This window comes from Kribbella sp. NPDC049584, assembly GCF_040675555.1.
GTDB lineage: Bacteria > Actinomycetota > Actinomycetes > Propionibacteriales > Kribbellaceae > Kribbella.
The window spans coordinates 202318-220522 of the sequence record NZ_JBFAPF010000007.1 but is presented as its reverse complement, the minus strand read 5'-3'; the positions used below and the strand labels follow the sequence as shown (position 1 = coordinate 220522).

Genomic DNA, 18205 nt, shown 5'->3' with positions numbered 1-18205 from the left:
CTGTTCCCACAACTCGCTCGTATTCACCGGTTGGGGGTTGTGGCAACCAATCGATCAGGAGTGACGTGGGTACGACGCGCCACCGGCGGTGGCTGATTGGGTACGTCGTCCTGCTCGGCGTACTCGTTCTGGCCGCATCGCTGGTCACTACCGCACTGATGGGCTCGGCGAGCTATCTGCCGATCGCCCGCGACTACCCGGGACGGCTGACCGGGCTCGTCACGACCTTCGTCCGTGCGGTGGCCGACCTCTCCTCGCTCGTGACGGTCGGCGCGCTCGCGTCGGCGCTTGTCGCGGGCAAGGCGCGACCGGTGCGCGAGTCGGGTTCCCGCCGGCAGTTGGAGATCGCGGAGTGGTTCGAGCCGATCGTCGTACGCCGGGCTGCCGCCGTCTGGGTGATCAGCTCCGGCCTGCTGATCGCGTTCGACTCGGCCGACTCGAACGGCCTGTCGCTCGGGCGGATCGCAAGCCCGAGCGCGCTCTGGTTCGCGATGTTCTCCGGCGACTTCGGGCGCGCCTGGATGATCACCTGCCTGGCGGCGATCGTGGTCCTCGTCACGAGCGTGGTGACCGTGCGCTGGGTCGCGTACCTGATCGCGCTCTGGGCGGCGCTCGTCGGCTCGCTCGCGCCGGTCGTCGTGGGCCAGGTGCTGGTCGGCCCACGGCACGACTTCGCAGGCGACTCCGCCGTCTACCAGACCGTCGTCGCGCAACTGCTGCTCGGGCTGGCCGTCGTACAGACCCTCAGGCTTGCCACTGGCCGCCGGAACCGAGTCTTCGACCGCGCTCATTGGCGTAGCGTCGCGATGATCGGGGCCGCACTGCTGGTCGTGACCGAGGCCGTTCTGCTGTGGTTCAAGCTGGCCGGTTCATCGCCTTTCGCCTCGGCCACCGGCTGGCTCACGCTGGCCCGGTTGGCCGTGCTCGGACTCGTTGCCGCCGGCCTGTACTCCGTTGCCCGCAGCAAGCTTCCGCGCGGCGCCGTGCTCCTTACCACTGGCACGGCGGCGTTCGTTGCCTGCGGCATCGCGATGACCCGGATTCCCCCGCCCCAGTTCTTCGTGCCGACGTCGATCAGCCAGATCTTCTTCGGTTTCGACCTCAGCAAGCCGCCGGCGTTCGCGACGCTGGTCAGCCAGTGGCGTCCGAACCTGCTCTTCGTGGCCGCAGCCCTCGCTGCCATCACTGCCTATCTCGCCGGCGCCATCAGGATCCGTCGCCGTGGCGAGTCGTGGCCGGTCGGCCGGACCATCGCCTGGACGCTCGGCTGGGTGCTGATCGTCGTGGTGACCAGCTCGGGCATCGGGAAGTACTCCGGCGCAAGTTTCGCGGTCCACATGGCGATGCACATGGCGCTGAGCATGCTGATCCCGATTCCGCTCGTACTCGGTGGACCTCTCACCCTCGCGCTCAAGGCCCTGCCTGCCGCGGCGAAGGACGCACAACCCGGCCCGCACGAGTGGATCGTCGCCGTACTGCACTCCCGGCCGCTCAAGGCGCTCTACCACCCGTTGCTTGTCTTCGGCATCTACATCGGCTCGTACTACGGCCTGTACTTCACCAACGCCTTCGGCACGCTGATGAAGTTCCATTGGGCGCATCAACTGATGAATGCCCACTTCCTGCTGGTCGGTTGCCTGTACTTCGGGCTCGTCATCGGAGTCGACCAGACGCCGCGGAAGCTTCCATCGCTGGCGAAGCTCGGTTTCCTGTTCGCGGCGATGCCGTTCCACGCGTTCTTCGGGGTCATCCTGATGTCTGACGGCGCGATCATCGGCGACTCGTTCTACCAGCACCTCGAGCTGCCGTGGAAGGTCGATCTCGCGGCGACTCAGCACACCGCGGGTGGGATTGCGTGGGCCGGCGGCGAGATCCCGTTGCTGATCGTCGTCGTCGTGCTGGCGTTGCAATGGGCGGTCCAGGACGGGAAGCTTGCCAAACGCATCGATCGCCACCTCGACAGCGGGCTCGACGATTCGTACGACGCCTACAACGCGATGCTCGAGCGCCTTGCCGATCGAACGGCCGACCGAACTGCGGACCGGCCAAAGGAGCTTCGGTGACGTTGACCCGGACCGAGACGAGTTCCGTCGAGCTGCTGGTCGGCGGGATGACGTGTGCTGCCTGTGCCAACCGTGTCGAGCGAGCCCTGAACAAGCTCGACGGTGTGACGGCCAGCGTGAACTACGCGACGGAGCGCGCGATCGTCACCGGGACCGGACCGGATCTCGCGGACCGGGCGACCAGTGCGGTGGACAAGGCCGGGTACGAGGCGACGGTGCGCGATCCCGAGTCCGCCGACGAGCTCGCGGAGCAACTGACCATCAAGCGCGTGACCGCGCTGCGCCGTCGGCTGATCGTGGCGATCCTGCTCGCGATTCCGTTGATGGACGCAACGATCGTGCTGGCCGCAGTACCGTCGCTGCGCTTTCCTGGTTGGGAGATTGTCTCGCTACTCGTGGCGCTGCCGGTTGTCACGTGGGCGGCGTACCCCTTCCACCGCGCCACGATCCGGAACTTGCGTCATCGCGCGGTGAGCATGGACACGCTGGTCTCGCTGGGCATCGTCGTGTCGTTCGGCTGGGCGGCGGTGTCGGTGTTGTTGCCTGGGGCATCGAGCACGGGCAGTCATTGGCCGGGGTTGGCGTCGATCCCGCTCGACACCGGGGCGCTGTATCTCGATGTCGCGGCGGGCATGACCGTGTTTCAGCTCGCGGGGCGGTACTTCGAGACGAGGTCGCGCCGGCGTGCTGCTGATGTGTTCGGTGCGCTGAGCCGGTTGGCTACGCCGACGGCTCGGGTACTGCGAGATGGCGCGGAGGTCGACGTACCGACCGGGCAGGTGGTCAAGGGCGAGGTGGTCGTCGTCAGGGCCGGCGAGATCGTGCCGGTCGACGGGACTGTGCTCGAGGGCGCGGCGGCTGTCGACACGAGCGTCGTGACCGGTGAGCCGCTGCCGCGCAGCGTGCGGGCCGGAGATCCTGTGATCGGCGGGACGATCAGCACGGACGGGCGGTTGGTGCTGACCGCGACGGCGGTCGGTGCGCATACGCAGCTCGCGCAGATGGCGGCTGTCGCCGAGCAGGCGCAGGAGCGGAAGGCTCGCATCCAGCACACGGTCGATCGGGTCATCGTGTGGTTCGTGCCGGCGGTCATCGCGCTCGCGATCGCCGTCACCGTCGGGTGGATCGTCTCCGGTGCGCCGTTCCAGCAGGCGATCGGCACAGGTATCGCGGTTCTCGTCATCGCGTGCCCGTGCGCACTCGGGCTGGCCACGCCGACCGCGCTCATGGTCGGCATCGGCCGCGGCGCCACCCTCGGCATCCTGATCAAGGGCCAGGACGCCCTCGAGGCCAGCGGCGTCATCGACACCATCGTCCTCGACAAGACCGGCACCCTCACCACCGGCGAACTCGTCGTAGACCACATCGACCCCGAACTCCTCCGCTACGTCGTCTCCATCGAACACAACTCCGAACACCCCATAGCCCGAGCCGTAGAACGCCGAGCCGCCGCCGACGGAGTAGAACCCCAACCAGTCACCAACTTCGAGGTCCGCCCCGGCCAAGGCGCAGTAGGCGTAGTAGACGGCCACCGCGTGGTAGCAGGGAACCTCGCCCTGCTCGAAGCCGAAGGCATCACCGCACCGGAGGCGGAGGAACGCGGCGAGGGGTCGGTTGTTTATGTGGGGGTTGATGGGCGGGTGGCGGGGTGGTTCTCGGTTGCGGATCGGTTGCGGGGTAGTGCGGGGGGTGCGGTTGAGGGGTTGCATGGGCAGGGGTTGCGGACTGTTTTGTTGACTGGGGACAGTGAGGTTGTGGCTCGGGGGGTGGCTGCGGAGTTGGGGATTGAGGATGTGCGGGCGGGGGTGTTGCCTGCTGACAAGGCGGCTGTGATCGAGCGGTTGCGGGCCGACGGGCATCGGGTCGCGATGGTCGGGGACGGGATCAACGACGCGGCTGCGCTGGCGACTGCCGATCTCGGGCTGGCGGTCGTGACCGGGACCGACATCGCGCTCAAGTCGGCCGACATCGTTCTCGTCCGCGAAGACCTGCGGGTGATCCCGGACGCGATCGCGCTGGCTCGGCGTACGCGGCAGACCATTCACCGGAACCTGATCTGGGCGTTCGGCTACAACGTGGCCGCCGTGCCGATCGCCGCCGCGGGCCTGCTCAACCCGTTGATCGCGGCCGCCGCGATGAGCCTCTCGTCGCTGTTCGTCACGTACAACAGCCTCCGCCTCCGCGACTTCGGCACCGAGCCCGACACCGAGTAGCTCACCGCGGTACGACGGTGTACCCGCGCCCGCGAATCGCCTCGAAGCTCTGCGCCCGAACCTCCTCGGACGGGAACGCCGCCACAACCTCCTTCGTGTCGAGGTCGATCCCCGCGACCCGGACCCCGAGCGCTTCCAGCACCCCGGTGATCGTGTTCGTGCAGTGCGAGCACGTCATGTCCGGTACCTCGAAAACCTCGTCAACCTGGTCAGCCTCGTCAACACGGTCCATGCCGGTCTCCCCAATCTCCACCAACTCGAGCAACTGAACGAACGTCTCCACGAACGTGTCCACCACCCCGGACAGCAACCGCACCCCGCCCACAGACATGTTGGCCAGGCACCGCGGCTGCTCCCCCGCGGGCAGCAGCGCGTACTGCCGCGAGATCTGCCCGAGCAGTACGTCGTACTTCCGCAGCGCCTCCCCGACGGTCAGCCCCTCCTCGACCGTTGCCCGGCGCAACGTCTCGTGCGCGTCCCCGATCGCGGTCTGCTTCATCTCCCGCAGTACCTCGACCGTCTCCGCCGCGTACCGCACGGTCCCGTCGTCCTGCGCGACCAGCCGCACCGGGATCATCCCGCGCCGGTACGTCGACGACTGCAGCCCCCAGAACCAGGTGTTCGCCACCACCGAGAAGATCCCCGAGTCCCGCAGCCCACGCGCAAACTCAGCGGCACTCCGGTACGGCGTCTGATCCGCAAGGTACGCGTGCTGCACCAGGGCCCGCGACGTCGTATCGATCCCGACCCGCAGGATCTCCACCGGATCCTTGTCGGTCGTCGTCGCATCCATCACCGCGCGATCGTCATCCGTCAACGCCGCGGCACCCGATCCTGCGAACGCCTGCCACATGGCCAGCGTCGCCTCCCGGGCGACCACCGGCACGATCGGCCCGAGCGGACCACAATGAGCGACGTTCGCAACCCCGCCGCTGTCTCGCCAGCTGACCTTCGAGGCGGCGCTCACCACCAAGCCAGGTGGACACGGCCGCATCCGGCTATGCACGTACTCCAACTGCGCCGCCGATAACCGACCGTCGAGCGGCACAACCTCGGGCTCGAGCCGGCGCGGACCACCAAGACTCGCCTGCCCGGACGCAACAGGACCCGCGACTTCGGCCAGCACTCGGGCCGCGGCCGCGCGGTCATAACGGCCACCCGGCAGTCCCGCCATCCGCGACCTCCCCGGCGACCCGTCATCCACGCGCTCCCAGTTTAGGAACGAACCCCGACCCGCGCGATTACTCCGCGTGTCGGATCCTCGTCGCTGCGCGTCTGGACTTTCGCCGGGTTCGGCAGTTGTCTTGGGAGGGTGGAATCCATCGATCGATGGCTGCACCGGCGACACGAAGAGTTCGTCGAGGGTGGGGAGAAACAGCCCGTGCGCGGGCTCGTCGCGGCGTCCTGGGACCGCTCGGTCGCCGCGGGGCTGCACGCCGACACGGCGGCACCGTTTGCCTTCCAAGGCAACGAACTGGCCACCTACCGGGCCGAACATCCGCTGTCGGCCGTCTTCCCGATGCTGTACGACGTCCTCGGCCGAGCAGCCGTGGACAGCGACTGTGTGATGGCGGTCGGCGACAGCGGCGGCCGCCTGCTCTGGGTGTGCGGCCGACCCGACGTACTGCGTGCAGCCGACGGCATCCACTTCAGCGAGGGCGCCTGGTGGGCCGAGCGGCAGGTCGGCACCAACGCGCTCGGTACGTCGCTCGAGGTGACCGCGCCCGTCCAGATCCGATCGGCCGAACACTTCACGGTCCTGGTGCAGCCGTGGTCTTGCGCGGCGGCCCCGATCTACGACCCGGACACGCAGCGCGTCCTCGGCGTCGTCGACATCACCGGCGGCGCCGACGCCAGTTCACCGCAGTCGCTCGCTCTGGTCCGGGCCGCCGCCCGGATGGCCGAGGCCGAGCTCGGGCGGCTGACCGTCCTTCGCAAACTGAACGGCCACACCGGCCATCGCATCCGGATCTCGGCCCTCGGCCGCCCGGACGCCGAGCTACGGGTCGACGACCGCGACCTCCGGCTCAGCCGGCGTCACAGCGACATCGTCGTACTGCTGGCCGAACACCCCGAAGGCCTCACCGCCGAAGAGCTCTCCGACGCGCTGTACGGCGAGGCCGACCACCGCTCCTCGCTGCGCGGCGAGATGACCCGCCTTCGCGCACTCCTCGGCGCGGACGTCCTCGACTCCCGTCCGTACAGGTTCCGCCGCGACATCGCCGCGGACTGGCTCGAGACGGCCGACGACCTCGACTCCCACCTGCTCTCGTCGGCTCTGCGCCGCTACGCGGGCCCGCTCCTCCCGCAGTCCGATGCCCCCGGCGTCGTCGCCTCGCGGAACCGGCTCGAGAACCGCATGCGCGCCGACGTACTGCGGACCCACGACGTCGATCTCGTCGTCGCCTGGACCCGCTCGTACGCCGGCGTGAACGACCTCAGCGCCTGGGAGCACCAGCTGACCCTGCTGTCGCCGGCCTCCCCGCTATGGCCGTCGACCCAGTCCGAAGTACGCCGGTTGCGCGCGGACTACGGCTTGTCAGAACACGCGGATCGCGATCTCCGCAGGCGCTGACAACAGGCTGTCGATCTCGTCGTCGAGCTTCACCAGCGTCACCGATGCGCCCGCCATGTCCAACGACGTGCAGTACTCCCCGACGTAGTTGCGCCGTATGTTGATGCCCTGGTCGGTCAGCACCTTGTGCGCCCGGCCGTAGAGCAGGTACAGCTCGCTGATCGGCGTACCTCCCAGGCCGTTGATCATCAGCGCGACATTGTCGCCCGACTCGTACGGGAGGTCGGAGCGGACCGCCTCGAGCATCTGGTCGATGATGTCGTTCGCGGACGCGAGGGGCTCGCGACTCCGGCCCGGTTCGCCGTGGATGCCGACACCCATCTCCATCTCGTCCGGCCCGAGTTCGAACAGCGGCGAGCCCTTGGCCGGCGGCGTACACGCGGTGAGCGCCATCCCCATCGTGCGCGTGACCGAGTTGACCTTCTCGCCGATCCGGACCAGTTCGTCCAGGTCCGCGCCCTGCTCGGAGGCCGCGCCGACCGCCTTCATCACGAAGAAGTTGCCCGCGACACCCCGCCGGCCGACCGTGTACGTCGAGTCCTTCACCGCGACGTCGTCGTCGATGATCAGCGTCTTCACGTTGAGGCCGTCCGCGGCGCTGAGCTCCTGCGACATGTCGAACGCCATCCGGTCGCCGGTGTAGTTGTTCACCAGGAGCAGCACACCCTTCGGCGACGCGAGCAGCTTGGTGGTCTCGTACACGTAGTCCATCGGCGGTGCGGCGAAGACGTCACCAGGACAGGCGGCATCGAGCATGCCCTTGCCGACGGTCATCACATGTGCCGGCTCGTGCCCGGAGCCGGACCCCTGGATGATCGAGACCTTGTCCTCGCGCGGCGCGTCGGTGCGCATGATCAGGTTGTACTCCGGGACGTACCTCAAGGTCTCGGGGTTCGCCAGTGCGATGCCCTGGAGCATCTCCGGCACGTAGTTCTTGGGATCGTTGACGAACTTCTTCATCCGGAGTTCCTCGCCTTCCACTTTTCTGCTATCTGCTCCATCAGCACGGCGACGGCGGTGGCCCCGGCGTCGACCGATCCCCGGCTGCGCTCGCCGGTGTAGGCGGCCCGGCCGCGCTTGGCGACCAGGTCGATGGTCGCGTCGGCGGCCGACCGGGCTGCCGCGGCCGCACGGTCCATGACCTCGTTGCTGCTCGCACCGGCCGCGAGGGCCTCCTCGATGGCATCGGTCATCGGGACCAGCGCGTCGAGGAGCGTCTTCTCACCGAGCTCGGCGCCGCCGCGGGCCATGATCCCCGCGATCGCGGCCCGGAGCATCGCGACGACGGCCGCACCGTCGAGGGTCGTCGTCGCGCCCGCCGTCATCCCGGCGCGCAGGAATCCCGTTCCCCAGATCGGTCCGGAGGTCCCGCCGATCCGCGACGTCACCAGCATCCCGACCTTCTTCAGGAACGTGCCGATATCGGTGCGGTCCAGCTCGCCGTACTGCGCCTGGAGTTTCTCGAAGCCGCGGGCCAGCGAGTACCCGAAGTCGCCGTCGCCGACGACCGAGTCGAGGTCACCGAAGTACTTCTCGTTGGTGAGGCAGGTGTCGATGATCGTGGTCATCACCAGGTCGACGTCACTCCAGCTGTCACTCATGTTCGCCCTCCGTTGCGACCGGCCAGTTCGGCGAGCTCGGTCAGCGTGAGCGCGCCGACAGGGCCGATGTTCCAGGGGTCCGCGAGGACCTCGAGCTGTTCGCCACCGGGATCGCCGAGGCTGGAGACGACCAGCGCCGCTCCGCTGAAGTCCTCGTCGCGCGTGTAGCCGGAGACGGTCACGACAGTCGACAGTCCGGCTCCGGACGCGGCGAGCAGCCCGTTGCTCGAGTCCTCGATGACCAGCGTGTGATCCCGGACCAGCGCGAGCTGGTGCACAGCCAGCTCGTACACCGCCGGGTCCGGCTTCTTCCGCGGTACGACGTCCCCCGCGAACACGGGCACCCGCGCCGCGACCTCGGCGCCGACCGCTCCGGTCAGCACCGCACGGACCGACGGCTCGGCCGAGGTCGACGCGACGGCAACGGTCCAGCCCTCTCGGAGCGCCTCGGTGATGATTCGCCGTACGCCGGGGCGCGGCGGAACGACTCCGTCCGCGATGAGGTCTGTGAACGTCTTGGTCTTGTACTGGTGCCAAGCAGCGACGACCTGAGCCCGCTCCTCGTCCGTCGACGGCGAGCCGGCTGCTTTCACCACCTCGGGATCGTCGAGCAACGTGGCCAGGCGTTCCTTGCCGCCGCCGATCTTCAGGAGCTGACCGTAGTCCTCGACCGACCAGCGCACCGGAAGGCCGAAGTGCTCGAACGTCGCGTTGAACGCCGGCAGGTGGCCGTCGCGTTCGGTATCGCCGAGCACCCCGTCGCAGTCGAAGATCAGCGCGGTCATGTGAGTCCGCCGCTGGGGCCGCCGCTATGGCCGCCGCTGCCGAAGATCTCGATGTATTCGACGGCCATCGCCTTCACCGCGGCGTGGATGTTCCGGAACAAGGTCGGCGGGTCCCACTTGTCCTGCGCCCGGGCCTGCTCGAGATGCTTCAGCGACGACTTCATGTACGCGACCTTGAGCGCCGTGGAGATGTTCACCTTCGCGCAGCCCCGGCCGATCAGGTCCCGGAACTGCTCCGGCGTCAGCCCGGATCCGCCGTGCAGCGCCATCGGGATCCCGGTCGCGGCGACCAGGTCGGTGATCCGCTGCGAGTCCAGTTCAGGCGTCGAGCGGTAGATACCGTGGGCGTTGCCGATGGCCGGCGCGAACACGTCGACCCCGGTCGTCTCCACGAATCGCGTGGCGACCTCCAAGGACTGGCGTTCCGATTCGGTGTCGGAGCCGACGCCGTCCTCGACGCCGGTGATGCCCTCGATCTCCCCTTCCACGTGGGCGCCGTACCTACGAGCCTCGGCGACGACCTCGACGGTCTGCCGCTGGTTCTCCTCGACCGGCAGCGCGGAGGCGTCGAACAGCACGGAGTTCCAGCCGGCCGCGAGGCAGGAGCTGATCACCTCGCGCTCCGGGCAGTGGTCGAGGTGTAGCGCGACCGGCACCGGCTCGGGCCCGACGGTCGCGTCGAACATCGCCTTGAGGACGTCGCGCCCGACCGACTTCACGGTCTTCACCGACGTCTGCACGATCAACGGCGAGCGCAGTTCCACGGCCGCGTCGACGACGGCCCGCAGGCTCAACTCGTCGACGATGTTGATCGCGGGGACGGCGTACCCCTTGGCCAACGCCTCGTCGACGAGTTCCTTCAACGGTGCGACCGGCATGCTCACTCCTCCCGGTAGCTCCGTCCAGCCTGCCCCTCGGAACGCTGCAGAAAGGCTGCAGCGTCGTCGGGGCCCCGCCGATTACGCCGGCGCGTGCTCCTTGAGGATCGCCATGAACGCGCGCATCCAGGTCGGGTGGTCCGGCCAGGCGCGACCGGAGACGACGGTGCCGTCCACGACCGCGTCACCATCGACCCACTCGGCTCCCCCGGCGCGGATGTCCGGTGCGAGCGCCGGGTACGCCGACGTCTTCCGGCCGTTCAGCACCCCGGCCGCCGCCGGGATGAGCGGTCCGTGGCACAGCTGCGCGACAGGCTTCGACTCGCCGTAGAAGTGCTTCACGATCCGCTGGCAGTCCGCGTCGTTCCGGATGTACTCCGGGGCGCGACCACCCGGGATGACGACAGCGACGTACTCCGCCGGATCCACATCGGCGAACGCGACATCCGCCTGCCAGGTGTGCCCGAGCTTCTCGGTGTACGTGTCGAACCCGTCCACGAAGTCATGCACCACGAACTGCAGCTTCTTCACCTCGGGCGCCGCGATGTCGACGTCGTACCCCTCCTCCAGCAAGCGCTGATAGGGGTAGAACACCTCCAGGTCCTCCGCCGCGTCGCCGGTAAGAATCAGTACCTTCGCCATCAGGCCACTCCTTCTCGAAGACACTCCGTCCACCAGCCAGCCTCTGCCCCCTGCCGACCCCGGTCAAGCCCGGTCAAGGCCCGCTTGACCGGGCGATCGTGTAGACCGAACGCATGGTTCTTCCTGCTGAAGTCGTTGCACCCGAGCGGATCGAGGTACGTCCAGGGCATCGGCTCGCGGTCCGGCGACGTGGCGTGGGCGGCGTACCGCTGCTGCTGGTCCACGGGTTCCCGTGCACGAGCCGGATCTGGTCGCACAATGTGATCCCGCTGGCCGAGGCCGGGTTCGACGTCGTCGCCCCGGACCTGCGCGGCTACGGCGATTCCGATTTCGCGCCTGACGACTTCTACGATTTCAACGCGTTCAACAGCGACCTGACCGGGCTGTTCGACGTACTCGGCTGGGAGCGTGCCGTCGTCGCCGGGCACGATCTCGGCGCGATGATCTCGATCGACCTGGCGAACCGGCACCCCGAGCGCGTCGACCGCCTGGTGATCCTGGACGACTCGATGCCCGATCTGCCGGACGCGTTCGCGGCGGCCGGCATCCCGCCCGGCCGGCCCAAGCCGGCCGTCTACGACTACCACCGCCGCCAGGGCCACCACGCCGACGAATTGGTCGCCGAGCTGGATACCCCCGAACGGCGTCGGCGCTACATCGGCGAGTTCTACGGGCACCGCCTCTGGTGTCCGCCCGACGCCTTCGACGAGGACGACCTGGCGTTCCTGACCGAGCCGTACGGCGACGCGGCCCGCCTGCGCGCGTCGTTCGCCGACTACGAGGTGCTGATGGGCACCCGGCCGCTGTCAGCGCCGGAGCTGATCGATCGCCCGGTGCGGCAACGCGCCCTGGTGCTGATCGGCGCGGACCAGGTCACCGTCGGCGAATACGCCGAGGAACGCTGCGCACTGGCCTTCCCGGAAGGAGTCGGCCCGTTCTGGGTCAAAGGCGCCGGACACTTTCTGCCCTGGGAACGTCCTCGGTTGGTCAATCGGTCCATCCGTTCCTTCTGCGGCGACCTCCTCTAAAGTTCCCCGCCCATGGCGTTCGCCAGTCCGTCGCGGGTCAAGCCGAGCGTCGTCAGGAACTCGGCATCCGCGTCGTTCTCCGGGTCGATCCGCTCCGGCAATCGGTCCTCGAGGGAGTCGGCAACACCAGGACCGTAAGCGCGGCGGATGATCGCCAGCACCTCAGCTTTCGTCATCACAGTCATCGTTGCCTCCCGAGTCAGGCATCCAGCAACCAGGCTAGCCGGGTTGTTCTGCCCGGAAGGCGTCGACTGCGGTCGGGAGGGTGTAGAACACGCGGCCAGGACCTAAACGATCGAGGAAGCCCGCCGATTCGAGGTCGTCGCGCAGCTCCTGCTTGACCCTCGCCAGCGCCAGCACGATGCCGCGCGACTCCAGCTCCTCGCGCAACGCGTCCAGCGCGTCGATCGCGGTGACGTCGATCTGGATGTTCGCCTCGGTGTTCAGCAGGAGCCATCGCGCCGGAGTCGGTGCATCGTCCACGGCCGCGAGCGCCCGCCGGTGGAAATTGTCGGCGTTCGCGAAGAAGAGCGGCGAGTCGTACCGATAGACGACGAGCCCTGGCACCGGCCGCGCGTCGGGGTAGTCGTCGACGTCGTGCATCCCGGCGATGCCCGGTACGTATCCCAGGATGCCGTCGTGCGGCCGGGCGACGCGTCGCAGTACGTCGAGGACCGACAGCGCGATGGCCAGGAGTACGCCGTACAGGACGTCGAGGGCGATCACGCCGACGGTTGTTGCCATTGCCAACAAAAACTCGCTGCGACGGAAGGCGGCGATGCGGCGGAACTCGCCCAGCTCGATCAGCCGGATCGCGGCGAACACCACCAACGCACCGAGGGCGGGGATCGGAAACGTGGCGAGCAGCGGGCCGGCGAAAAGCAGGGTCGCGACGATCGCCGCCGCGGCGACCAGGGAGTAGACCTGACTCTTCGCCCCGGATGCCGTAGCGAGAGCGGTGCGGCTGCCGCTGCTGCTGATCGGGAAGCCGCGGAGGAGGCCCGCGGAGACGTTGGCCAGCCCGAGGACGAGCAACTCCCGGCCCGGGTCGGTCGGCCCGCCGCCGCGGTTGGCGAACGCGCGGCCGGTCAGGACCGTGTCGGTGTAGCCGACCAGTGCCACGCCCACCGCGGGCAGGGCCAGCAGACCGACGTCGTGAAGGGACATCGACGGTACGTGCGGTGTCGGCAGGCCGCTCGGCACCGTGCCGACCACCGCCACTCCCTTGTCGCCCAGCTCTGCCGCCCAGGTCACGAACGCAGCGAGCGCCACGACAACGAGCGGCCCCGGAAGCCGCGGCGCCCATCGAGCCAGCGCAAGCAGCAATGTGAGCGCGACCACCGACAGCAGCACCGGCGCGAGCTTCCACTGATCGATCAGCCGGATCGCCGACACCACCTCGGCGGGCGGCGAATCGCCTTCCACCGGAGCACCGGTCAGCCGTCCGAGCTGGCCGGTCATCATGATCACCGCGATCCCGGTCAGGTAGCCGATCAGCACCGGCTTCGACAGCAGGTCAGCCAGAAATCCGAGGCGTGCGGCCCACCCAACCACGCAGATCACACCGACCAGCAGAGCCAGTACCGCGGCCAGCGCCGCGTAGCGAGCCGGATCACCGGCAGCCAGCGGACCGATCGCCGTCGCGGTCAGCAATGCCGTCGTCGACTCCGGGCCGAGCGACAGCAACCGCGACGAGCCGAGCAGGAAGTACAGCACGAGCGGCCCGAGCGCGACCCAGAGTCCGACCACCGCGGGCAGGCCGGCGAGTTCGGCGTACGCCATCACCTGCGGAACGAAGTACGCAGCGACCGTCAGGCCCGCGACGACATCCGGCCGCAGCCAGCCCCGCTCGTACTGCCGCAGCGTCTCGACCCCAGAAATCTGCCACCGGCCCCTGTCCATCCCCTCAGTGTCGCCTGCGTGGCCGCCGGTCTGGCCGATCCGCCGGTGACTGCGCCGTGTCAGTCCGGACCCTCGCTGGACGTCCTGGCCTCCGGTGGTTATCTCCTGGAGGCCGGGACGGTCCGGCAGATCAGGTAGATGAGGAAGGAGATTGTGGTCACGTAGGGGCTGATCGGGAGGCTGCCGCCGAGCGCCAGGAGGATGCCGCCGACGAGGGAGACGGTCGCGAAGGTGACGCTCAGTACTGGGACGAGCCATGGGGAGGTTGCGACTCGGAGAGCGGCGGCCGCGGGGGTGACCACGATGCTGAGGACAAGTAATGCGCCCACGATCTGGACCGAGATGGCGACCGCCAGGCCGAGCAGCACCATGAACACCAGCGAGAGCACCCGCACCGGCACACCGCGGGCCGCGGCCTGTTCCGGGTCCGAGCTGGCGAACATCAACGGCCGCCAGACGATCAGGAGCCCGAGCAGTACGACGATGCCGGTGACGATCAGCCACGACAACTGGGGCGTGTCCACCGCCACGATCTGCCCCGTCAACAGGCCGAACTTGTTGGCCGCACGCCCCTTGTAGAGGGCCAGGAACAGCACGCCGAGCCCGAGCCCGAACGGCATCAGCACCCCGATGATCGAGTTGCGATCTCGCGCACGACTTCCCAGTACGCCGATCAGGACCGCCGCGATGATCGACCCGGTCAGCGAGCCGGCGACCACGTTCACGCCCAGCAACAGCGCACCCGAGGCGCCGGCGAACGAGAGTTCGCTGATGCCGTGGACCGCGAACGGCAGGTCGCGCATCATCACGAAGACGCCGATCAGACCGCCGACGATGCCGAGCGCCGCGCCGGCGACGATCGAGTTGCGGACCAGCGCCAGCAACTCACCGTAGTTGGTGAAGTTGAAGATCTCGTGCCAGACAGTTGCCGTGAGCATCGACTTCACCCGGCCCGCAGCACCGAGGTGTGATGCGTGTCCTCGGGAACTCCTGCCACCAGCACCCGGCCGCCGGAACGAACCACCTCCACCGGCGACCGGTACAGGTCGCTCAAAGTCGCCGACGTCATCACCTCGTCGACCGTCCCCGTCCGGAAGCGCCCGTTGGCCAGGTAGAGCACGCGGTCGACGTACGGCAGCACCGGGTTGATGTCGTGGGTGACGAAGACGATCGCGGTGTCATGCGTACGGCGACGGCGATCGACCAGGCCGGAGATCGTGCGCTGACTATTCAGATCCAGCGACAACAAGGGCTCGTCACAGAGCAGGAGCTTCGGGTCGGAGACCAAGGCTTGCGCGATCCGCACCCGCTGCTGTTCGCCGCCGGACAACTGTCCGATCGGACGATCCGCGAAGGCGTCGGCGCCGACCGACTCGAGCAGCTCGTCGATCCGCCGCCGACGCCGCGGGTCGGGGCGGCCGATCCCCCAGCGATGGCCGTCCAGGCCCTGGCCGACGACATCCCGGGCCCGGAGCGGTGTGAGCGTGTCGATCCGTCGGTGCTGCGGCACGTACCCGATCTGCGTGCTGCCCCGGTGCGGCGGCGCACCGGCGACCTCAACGGTCCCGGACATCAGCGGATGCAGTCCGAGAACGGCCTTCAGCAGGCTGGTCTTGCCCGATCCGTTCGCGCCGAGGATCGCGAGGAACTCCCCTGCCTGCAGGCTCATCGTCAGGCCGCCCCACAACCGCCGCCCTCCGTATCCGAACGAAGCCTTCTCGAACCTCAGGACGTTCATCAGGCCAGGGCCGAACGGATCGCGTCCAGGTTGGCCGTCATCCAGCCCAGGTAATCCTTGCCGTCAGGCAGCGTCTCGGTCACGGGTACGACGGCGACGCCGTTCGCCTTCGCCGCCGCGAGCACCTTCTCCGTCTCCGGACCCGACGTCTGCTCGTTGTAGGCCAGCAACTTGACCTGCTTCGCACTGAACAACGTGAGCGTCTCCTGCAGCACCGCCGCCGGAACGTCCGTCCCTTCCTCGATCGCCTCGCTGAACTCGCTCGGCGTCTTGTTCACGAGCCCGCAGGCGGTCAGCAGATACAACGGCACCGGTTCGGTGATCGCGGCACCGGCGCCGTCATGAGCTGCCTTGATCGAGGCCTCGGTCGCCTCCAGTTGCTTCACCTTGCCGGTGAACGCGGCAGCGTTCGCGGCGTACGTCGCACTGTTCGCGGCGTCGACCTCGGACAGGGTGGAGGCCAGCTGGGCGGCCAGCTTCTCGACGGTCGGGAAGTCGTACCAGACGTGCTCGTTGAGCTCACCGCCGGCGGGCGCCTTGTGGCCGGAGATGTCGACCACGTTCAGCACCTTCGCCGAGGTGTTGCCCGCCGACTTGAGCATCGTGTCCACGAAGTCGTCGTAGCCGCCACCGTTCTCGATCACGACCTTCGCCTTCGAGAGCGAGAGTTGGGTCTGGGCGTTCGCCTCGTACGAATGCGGGTCCTGGTCGGGGTCGGAGATGATCGACGTCACCTCGGCCTTGTCCCCTGCGATCTGCCGCACGATGTCGCCGTACACGTTGGTCGACGCCACGACCTGCACCCCGGCCTTGGAGGTCGACGCGGCACTCTCGTCGGCCGCCGACGAACCACACGCCGCCAGCAGCGCCACCGCCGCCGCACCGGCCAGGAATCCAGCAGAACTACGCAGCCTCACAGCGCACCCGTCCCTCATTGCCAATTGATAATGAAAACCATTCCGGACACAAGGTAGCACTGTCCCCCGGAGGATTGACAGCTACGAGTCGGTCAGCGACCTACGGCGGGGAGCTGGACCGTGACGCGGAGGCCGCCGGACGGGCGGGCGGCGAGGATCAGGATTCCGTCGTGCGCCTGGGTGATGCTGTTGACGATCGCGAGGCCCAGGCCGACGCCGGCGTGGTCGGTGCGGACACGTCCGCTGCCGCGCTGGAACGGCTCGATCAGCGTGGAAACCACGGTCGGGGGCAGGATCTCGCCGGTGTTCTCGACCGTGAGCACCACGGTTTTCGGGTGAACGGTCGTGGTGATCCACACGGCGCCGTCCGCGGGCAGGTTGTGGACGATCGCGTTGTGGACGAGGTTCGTGGCCAGTTGCAGCAGCAGGGTGTGCGAGCCGACGGTCGGGGCAACGTCACCCGAGGTTTCTACCGTCAGGCCGCGCTTTTCCGCGAGTGGGAGGAGAGTCTCGACGGCCTCCTCCGCGACCAGGGACAGGTCGACGTCGCCGCGCGTGAAGGTCCGCTGGTTGGCGCGGCTGAGCAGCAGCAAGGCTTCGGTGAGGTCGATCGCCCGGCTGTTCACGAAATCGAGACGGTCGACGAGCTCGGCGGGATCGCGGTGGGGATCCTTGCGGGCCACGTCGAGCAGGGTCTGGGTGATCGCGAGCGGAGTACGCAGTTCGTGGGAGGCGTTGGCGGCGAACCGCTGTTGCTCGGCATCGTGGGCTTCGAGCCGCTCGAGCATCGTGTCGAACGCGTCCGAAAGCTCGCGGAACTCGTCCTGGCGGCCTTCGAGCTGGATCCGGTGGGACAGCGATCCGTTCGTGGTCAAGCGGGCGGCGTTGGTGATCCGGGTCAGCGGCGCGAGCATGCTGCCGGCCAGGATCCAGCCTCCCACCAGAGCGGCGATCAGCAGCAGCGTCAGCATCAGGATCGCCTTCGGCACGAACGCGGCGAGCAGGTCGGCACGGTCCGGGCCACTCATCGGTGCGCGACCCATCCGCGCGGGAACGTAGCGCAGCAGGAAGACCCAGACGACCGCGAGCAGCCCGGCACCAGCGATCATGATGACCGCCGCATAGCTGAGGGTGAGCTTCAGCCGAACGCTCAGCCCCGGCTCCCTACCCACGCTCGCCTTCCTCGGGGGTGTCGATGCGATAGCCGACGCCCGCCACGGTGGCGATGATCCACGGTTCACCGAGGCGTTTGCGCAACGCGGAGACGGTGATGCGGACCGCGTTCGTGAACGGGTCGGCGTTCTCGTCCCAGGCCCGCTCCAGCAGCTCCTCGGCGCTGACGACCCCGCCTTCCGCCCCGACGAGAACTTCGAGTACGGCGAACTGCTTGCGGGTCAGCGCGACGTACCGGCCGTCGCGGTAGACCTCGCGGCGGAACGGGTCGACGCGCAGGCCCGCGATCTCGCGCACGGGCGGCCGGTTGTGGCCGCGTCGGCGGTCGAGCGCGCGGAGCCGCAGTACCAGTTCCTGGAGCGCGAAGGGCTTGGTGAGGTAGTCGTCGGCGCCGAGCTCGAAGCCGGAGGCCTTGTCGTCGAGCCGGTCGGCCGCGGTCAGCATGAGGATCGGCATACCGCTGCCGGAGGCAACGATCCGCTTGGCGATCTCGTCCCCCGACGGGCCGGGGATGTCGCGGTCCAGGACCGCGATGTCGTAGGCGTTGATGCTGAGCAGTTCGAGCGCGGTGTCGCCGTCGCCGGCGATATCGGCCGCGATCGCCTCGAGGCGCAGGCCGTCGCGGATCGCGCCGGCCATCTCCGGCTCGTCCTCGACCAGCAGCACACGCATACTCCCGATGCTACGAGG

The 18205-nt window shown here is 68.4% G+C and carries 17 protein-coding genes; 4 read left to right on the top strand and 13 right to left on the bottom strand.

The window, feature by feature from the left end:
* Positions 1 to 65 precede the first annotated feature (65 nt).
* On the top strand, positions 66 to 2063 hold the full coding sequence (locus AB0J62_RS24455) for a cytochrome c oxidase assembly protein (RefSeq protein WP_363875344.1): 1998 nt from the start codon (positions 66 to 68) through the stop codon (positions 2061 to 2063).
* 47 nt (positions 2064 to 2110) lie between these two features.
* Positions 2111 to 4276, top strand: coding sequence for a heavy metal translocating P-type ATPase (locus tag AB0J62_RS24450; RefSeq protein ID WP_363875895.1), 2166 nt, complete (start codon positions 2111 to 2113; stop codon positions 4274 to 4276).
* Between the two features lies 1 nt (position 4277).
* Here the strand turns inward: AB0J62_RS24450 and AB0J62_RS24445 are convergent, their stop codons facing one another.
* Positions 4278 to 5450 (bottom strand): heavy-metal-associated domain-containing protein, encoded by a 1173-nt coding sequence (locus AB0J62_RS24445; RefSeq protein WP_363875341.1) that lies wholly within the window; start codon positions 5448 to 5450, stop codon positions 4278 to 4280.
* Positions 5451 to 5588: 138 nt separating this feature from the next.
* Here AB0J62_RS24445 and AB0J62_RS24440 point away from each other — a divergent pair, with 138 nt between their 5' ends.
* Entirely contained in the window at positions 5589 to 6851 is a 1263-nt protein-coding gene (locus tag AB0J62_RS24440; RefSeq protein ID WP_363875338.1) for a GAF domain-containing protein, read from the top strand.
* On the opposite strand, the gene dhaK is transcribed toward AB0J62_RS24440, so the two are convergent.
* From dhaK to AB0J62_RS24415, 5 genes are all read right to left on the bottom strand, one after another.
* Entirely contained in the window at positions 6816 to 7811 is a 996-nt protein-coding gene (gene dhaK, locus AB0J62_RS24435) for a dihydroxyacetone kinase subunit DhaK (RefSeq protein WP_363875335.1), read from the bottom strand. The two genes, AB0J62_RS24440 and dhaK, sit on opposite strands and share 36 nt — an antisense overlap.
* Positions 7808 to 8452, bottom strand: coding sequence for a dihydroxyacetone kinase subunit DhaL (gene dhaL, locus AB0J62_RS24430; protein WP_363875332.1), 645 nt, complete (start codon positions 8450 to 8452; stop codon positions 7808 to 7810). The genes dhaK and dhaL overlap by 4 nt, the downstream gene beginning before the upstream one ends.
* Complete coding sequence (locus tag AB0J62_RS24425; protein ID WP_363875329.1) at positions 8449 to 9237, bottom strand: HAD-IA family hydrolase; 789 nt, start codon at positions 9235 to 9237, stop codon at positions 8449 to 8451. Before AB0J62_RS24425 ends, dhaL begins: the two co-directional genes overlap by 4 nt.
* Positions 9234 to 10115 carry a class II fructose-bisphosphate aldolase gene (locus tag AB0J62_RS24420; RefSeq protein WP_363875326.1) on the bottom strand — a complete coding sequence of 294 codons (882 nt, stop codon included), beginning with the start codon at positions 10113 to 10115 and terminating at the stop codon, positions 9234 to 9236. Before AB0J62_RS24420 ends, AB0J62_RS24425 begins: the two co-directional genes overlap by 4 nt.
* A gap of 81 nt (positions 10116 to 10196) precedes the next feature.
* Entirely contained in the window at positions 10197 to 10757 is a 561-nt protein-coding gene (locus AB0J62_RS24415; protein WP_134099693.1) for a DJ-1/PfpI family protein, read from the bottom strand.
* A 113-nt stretch (positions 10758 to 10870) separates the two neighbouring features.
* On the opposite strand from AB0J62_RS24415, the gene AB0J62_RS24410 reads away from it, so the two are divergent.
* Entirely contained in the window at positions 10871 to 11785 is a 915-nt protein-coding gene (locus tag AB0J62_RS24410; RefSeq protein WP_363875322.1) for an alpha/beta hydrolase, read from the top strand.
* Here AB0J62_RS24410 and AB0J62_RS24405 read toward each other — a convergent pair.
* The 7 genes from AB0J62_RS24405 to AB0J62_RS24375 all read right to left on the bottom strand — a co-directional run bounded on the left by AB0J62_RS24405 (position 11782) and on the right by AB0J62_RS24375 (position 18187).
* Positions 11782 to 11961 carry a hypothetical protein gene (locus AB0J62_RS24405; RefSeq protein ID WP_363875319.1) on the bottom strand — a complete coding sequence of 60 codons (180 nt, stop codon included), beginning with the start codon at positions 11959 to 11961 and terminating at the stop codon, positions 11782 to 11784. The two genes, AB0J62_RS24410 and AB0J62_RS24405, sit on opposite strands and share 4 nt — an antisense overlap.
* A gap of 43 nt (positions 11962 to 12004) precedes the next feature.
* Complete coding sequence (sulP, locus tag AB0J62_RS24400) at positions 12005 to 13687, bottom strand: sulfate permease (RefSeq protein ID WP_363875316.1); 1683 nt, start codon at positions 13685 to 13687, stop codon at positions 12005 to 12007.
* A 98-nt stretch (positions 13688 to 13785) separates the two neighbouring features.
* Complete coding sequence (locus AB0J62_RS24395; protein ID WP_363875313.1) at positions 13786 to 14625, bottom strand: metal ABC transporter permease; 840 nt, start codon at positions 14623 to 14625, stop codon at positions 13786 to 13788.
* A 5-nt stretch (positions 14626 to 14630) separates the two neighbouring features.
* Positions 14631 to 15425, bottom strand: coding sequence for an ABC transporter ATP-binding protein (locus tag AB0J62_RS24390; protein WP_363875310.1), 795 nt, complete (start codon positions 15423 to 15425; stop codon positions 14631 to 14633).
* A complete protein-coding gene (locus AB0J62_RS24385; protein ID WP_363875306.1) occupies positions 15425 to 16342 on the bottom strand; it encodes a zinc ABC transporter substrate-binding protein in 918 nt (305 codons plus the stop codon). The genes AB0J62_RS24390 and AB0J62_RS24385 overlap by 1 nt, the downstream gene beginning before the upstream one ends.
* A 92-nt stretch (positions 16343 to 16434) precedes the next feature.
* Positions 16435 to 17514, bottom strand: a complete 1080-nt coding sequence (locus AB0J62_RS24380; RefSeq protein WP_363875302.1) for a HAMP domain-containing sensor histidine kinase — start codon at positions 17512 to 17514, stop codon at positions 16435 to 16437.
* Positions 17507 to 18187, bottom strand: coding sequence for a response regulator transcription factor (locus tag AB0J62_RS24375; protein WP_363875299.1), 681 nt, complete (start codon positions 18185 to 18187; stop codon positions 17507 to 17509). Before AB0J62_RS24375 ends, AB0J62_RS24380 begins: the two co-directional genes overlap by 8 nt.
* Positions 18188 to 18205 lie beyond the last annotated feature (18 nt).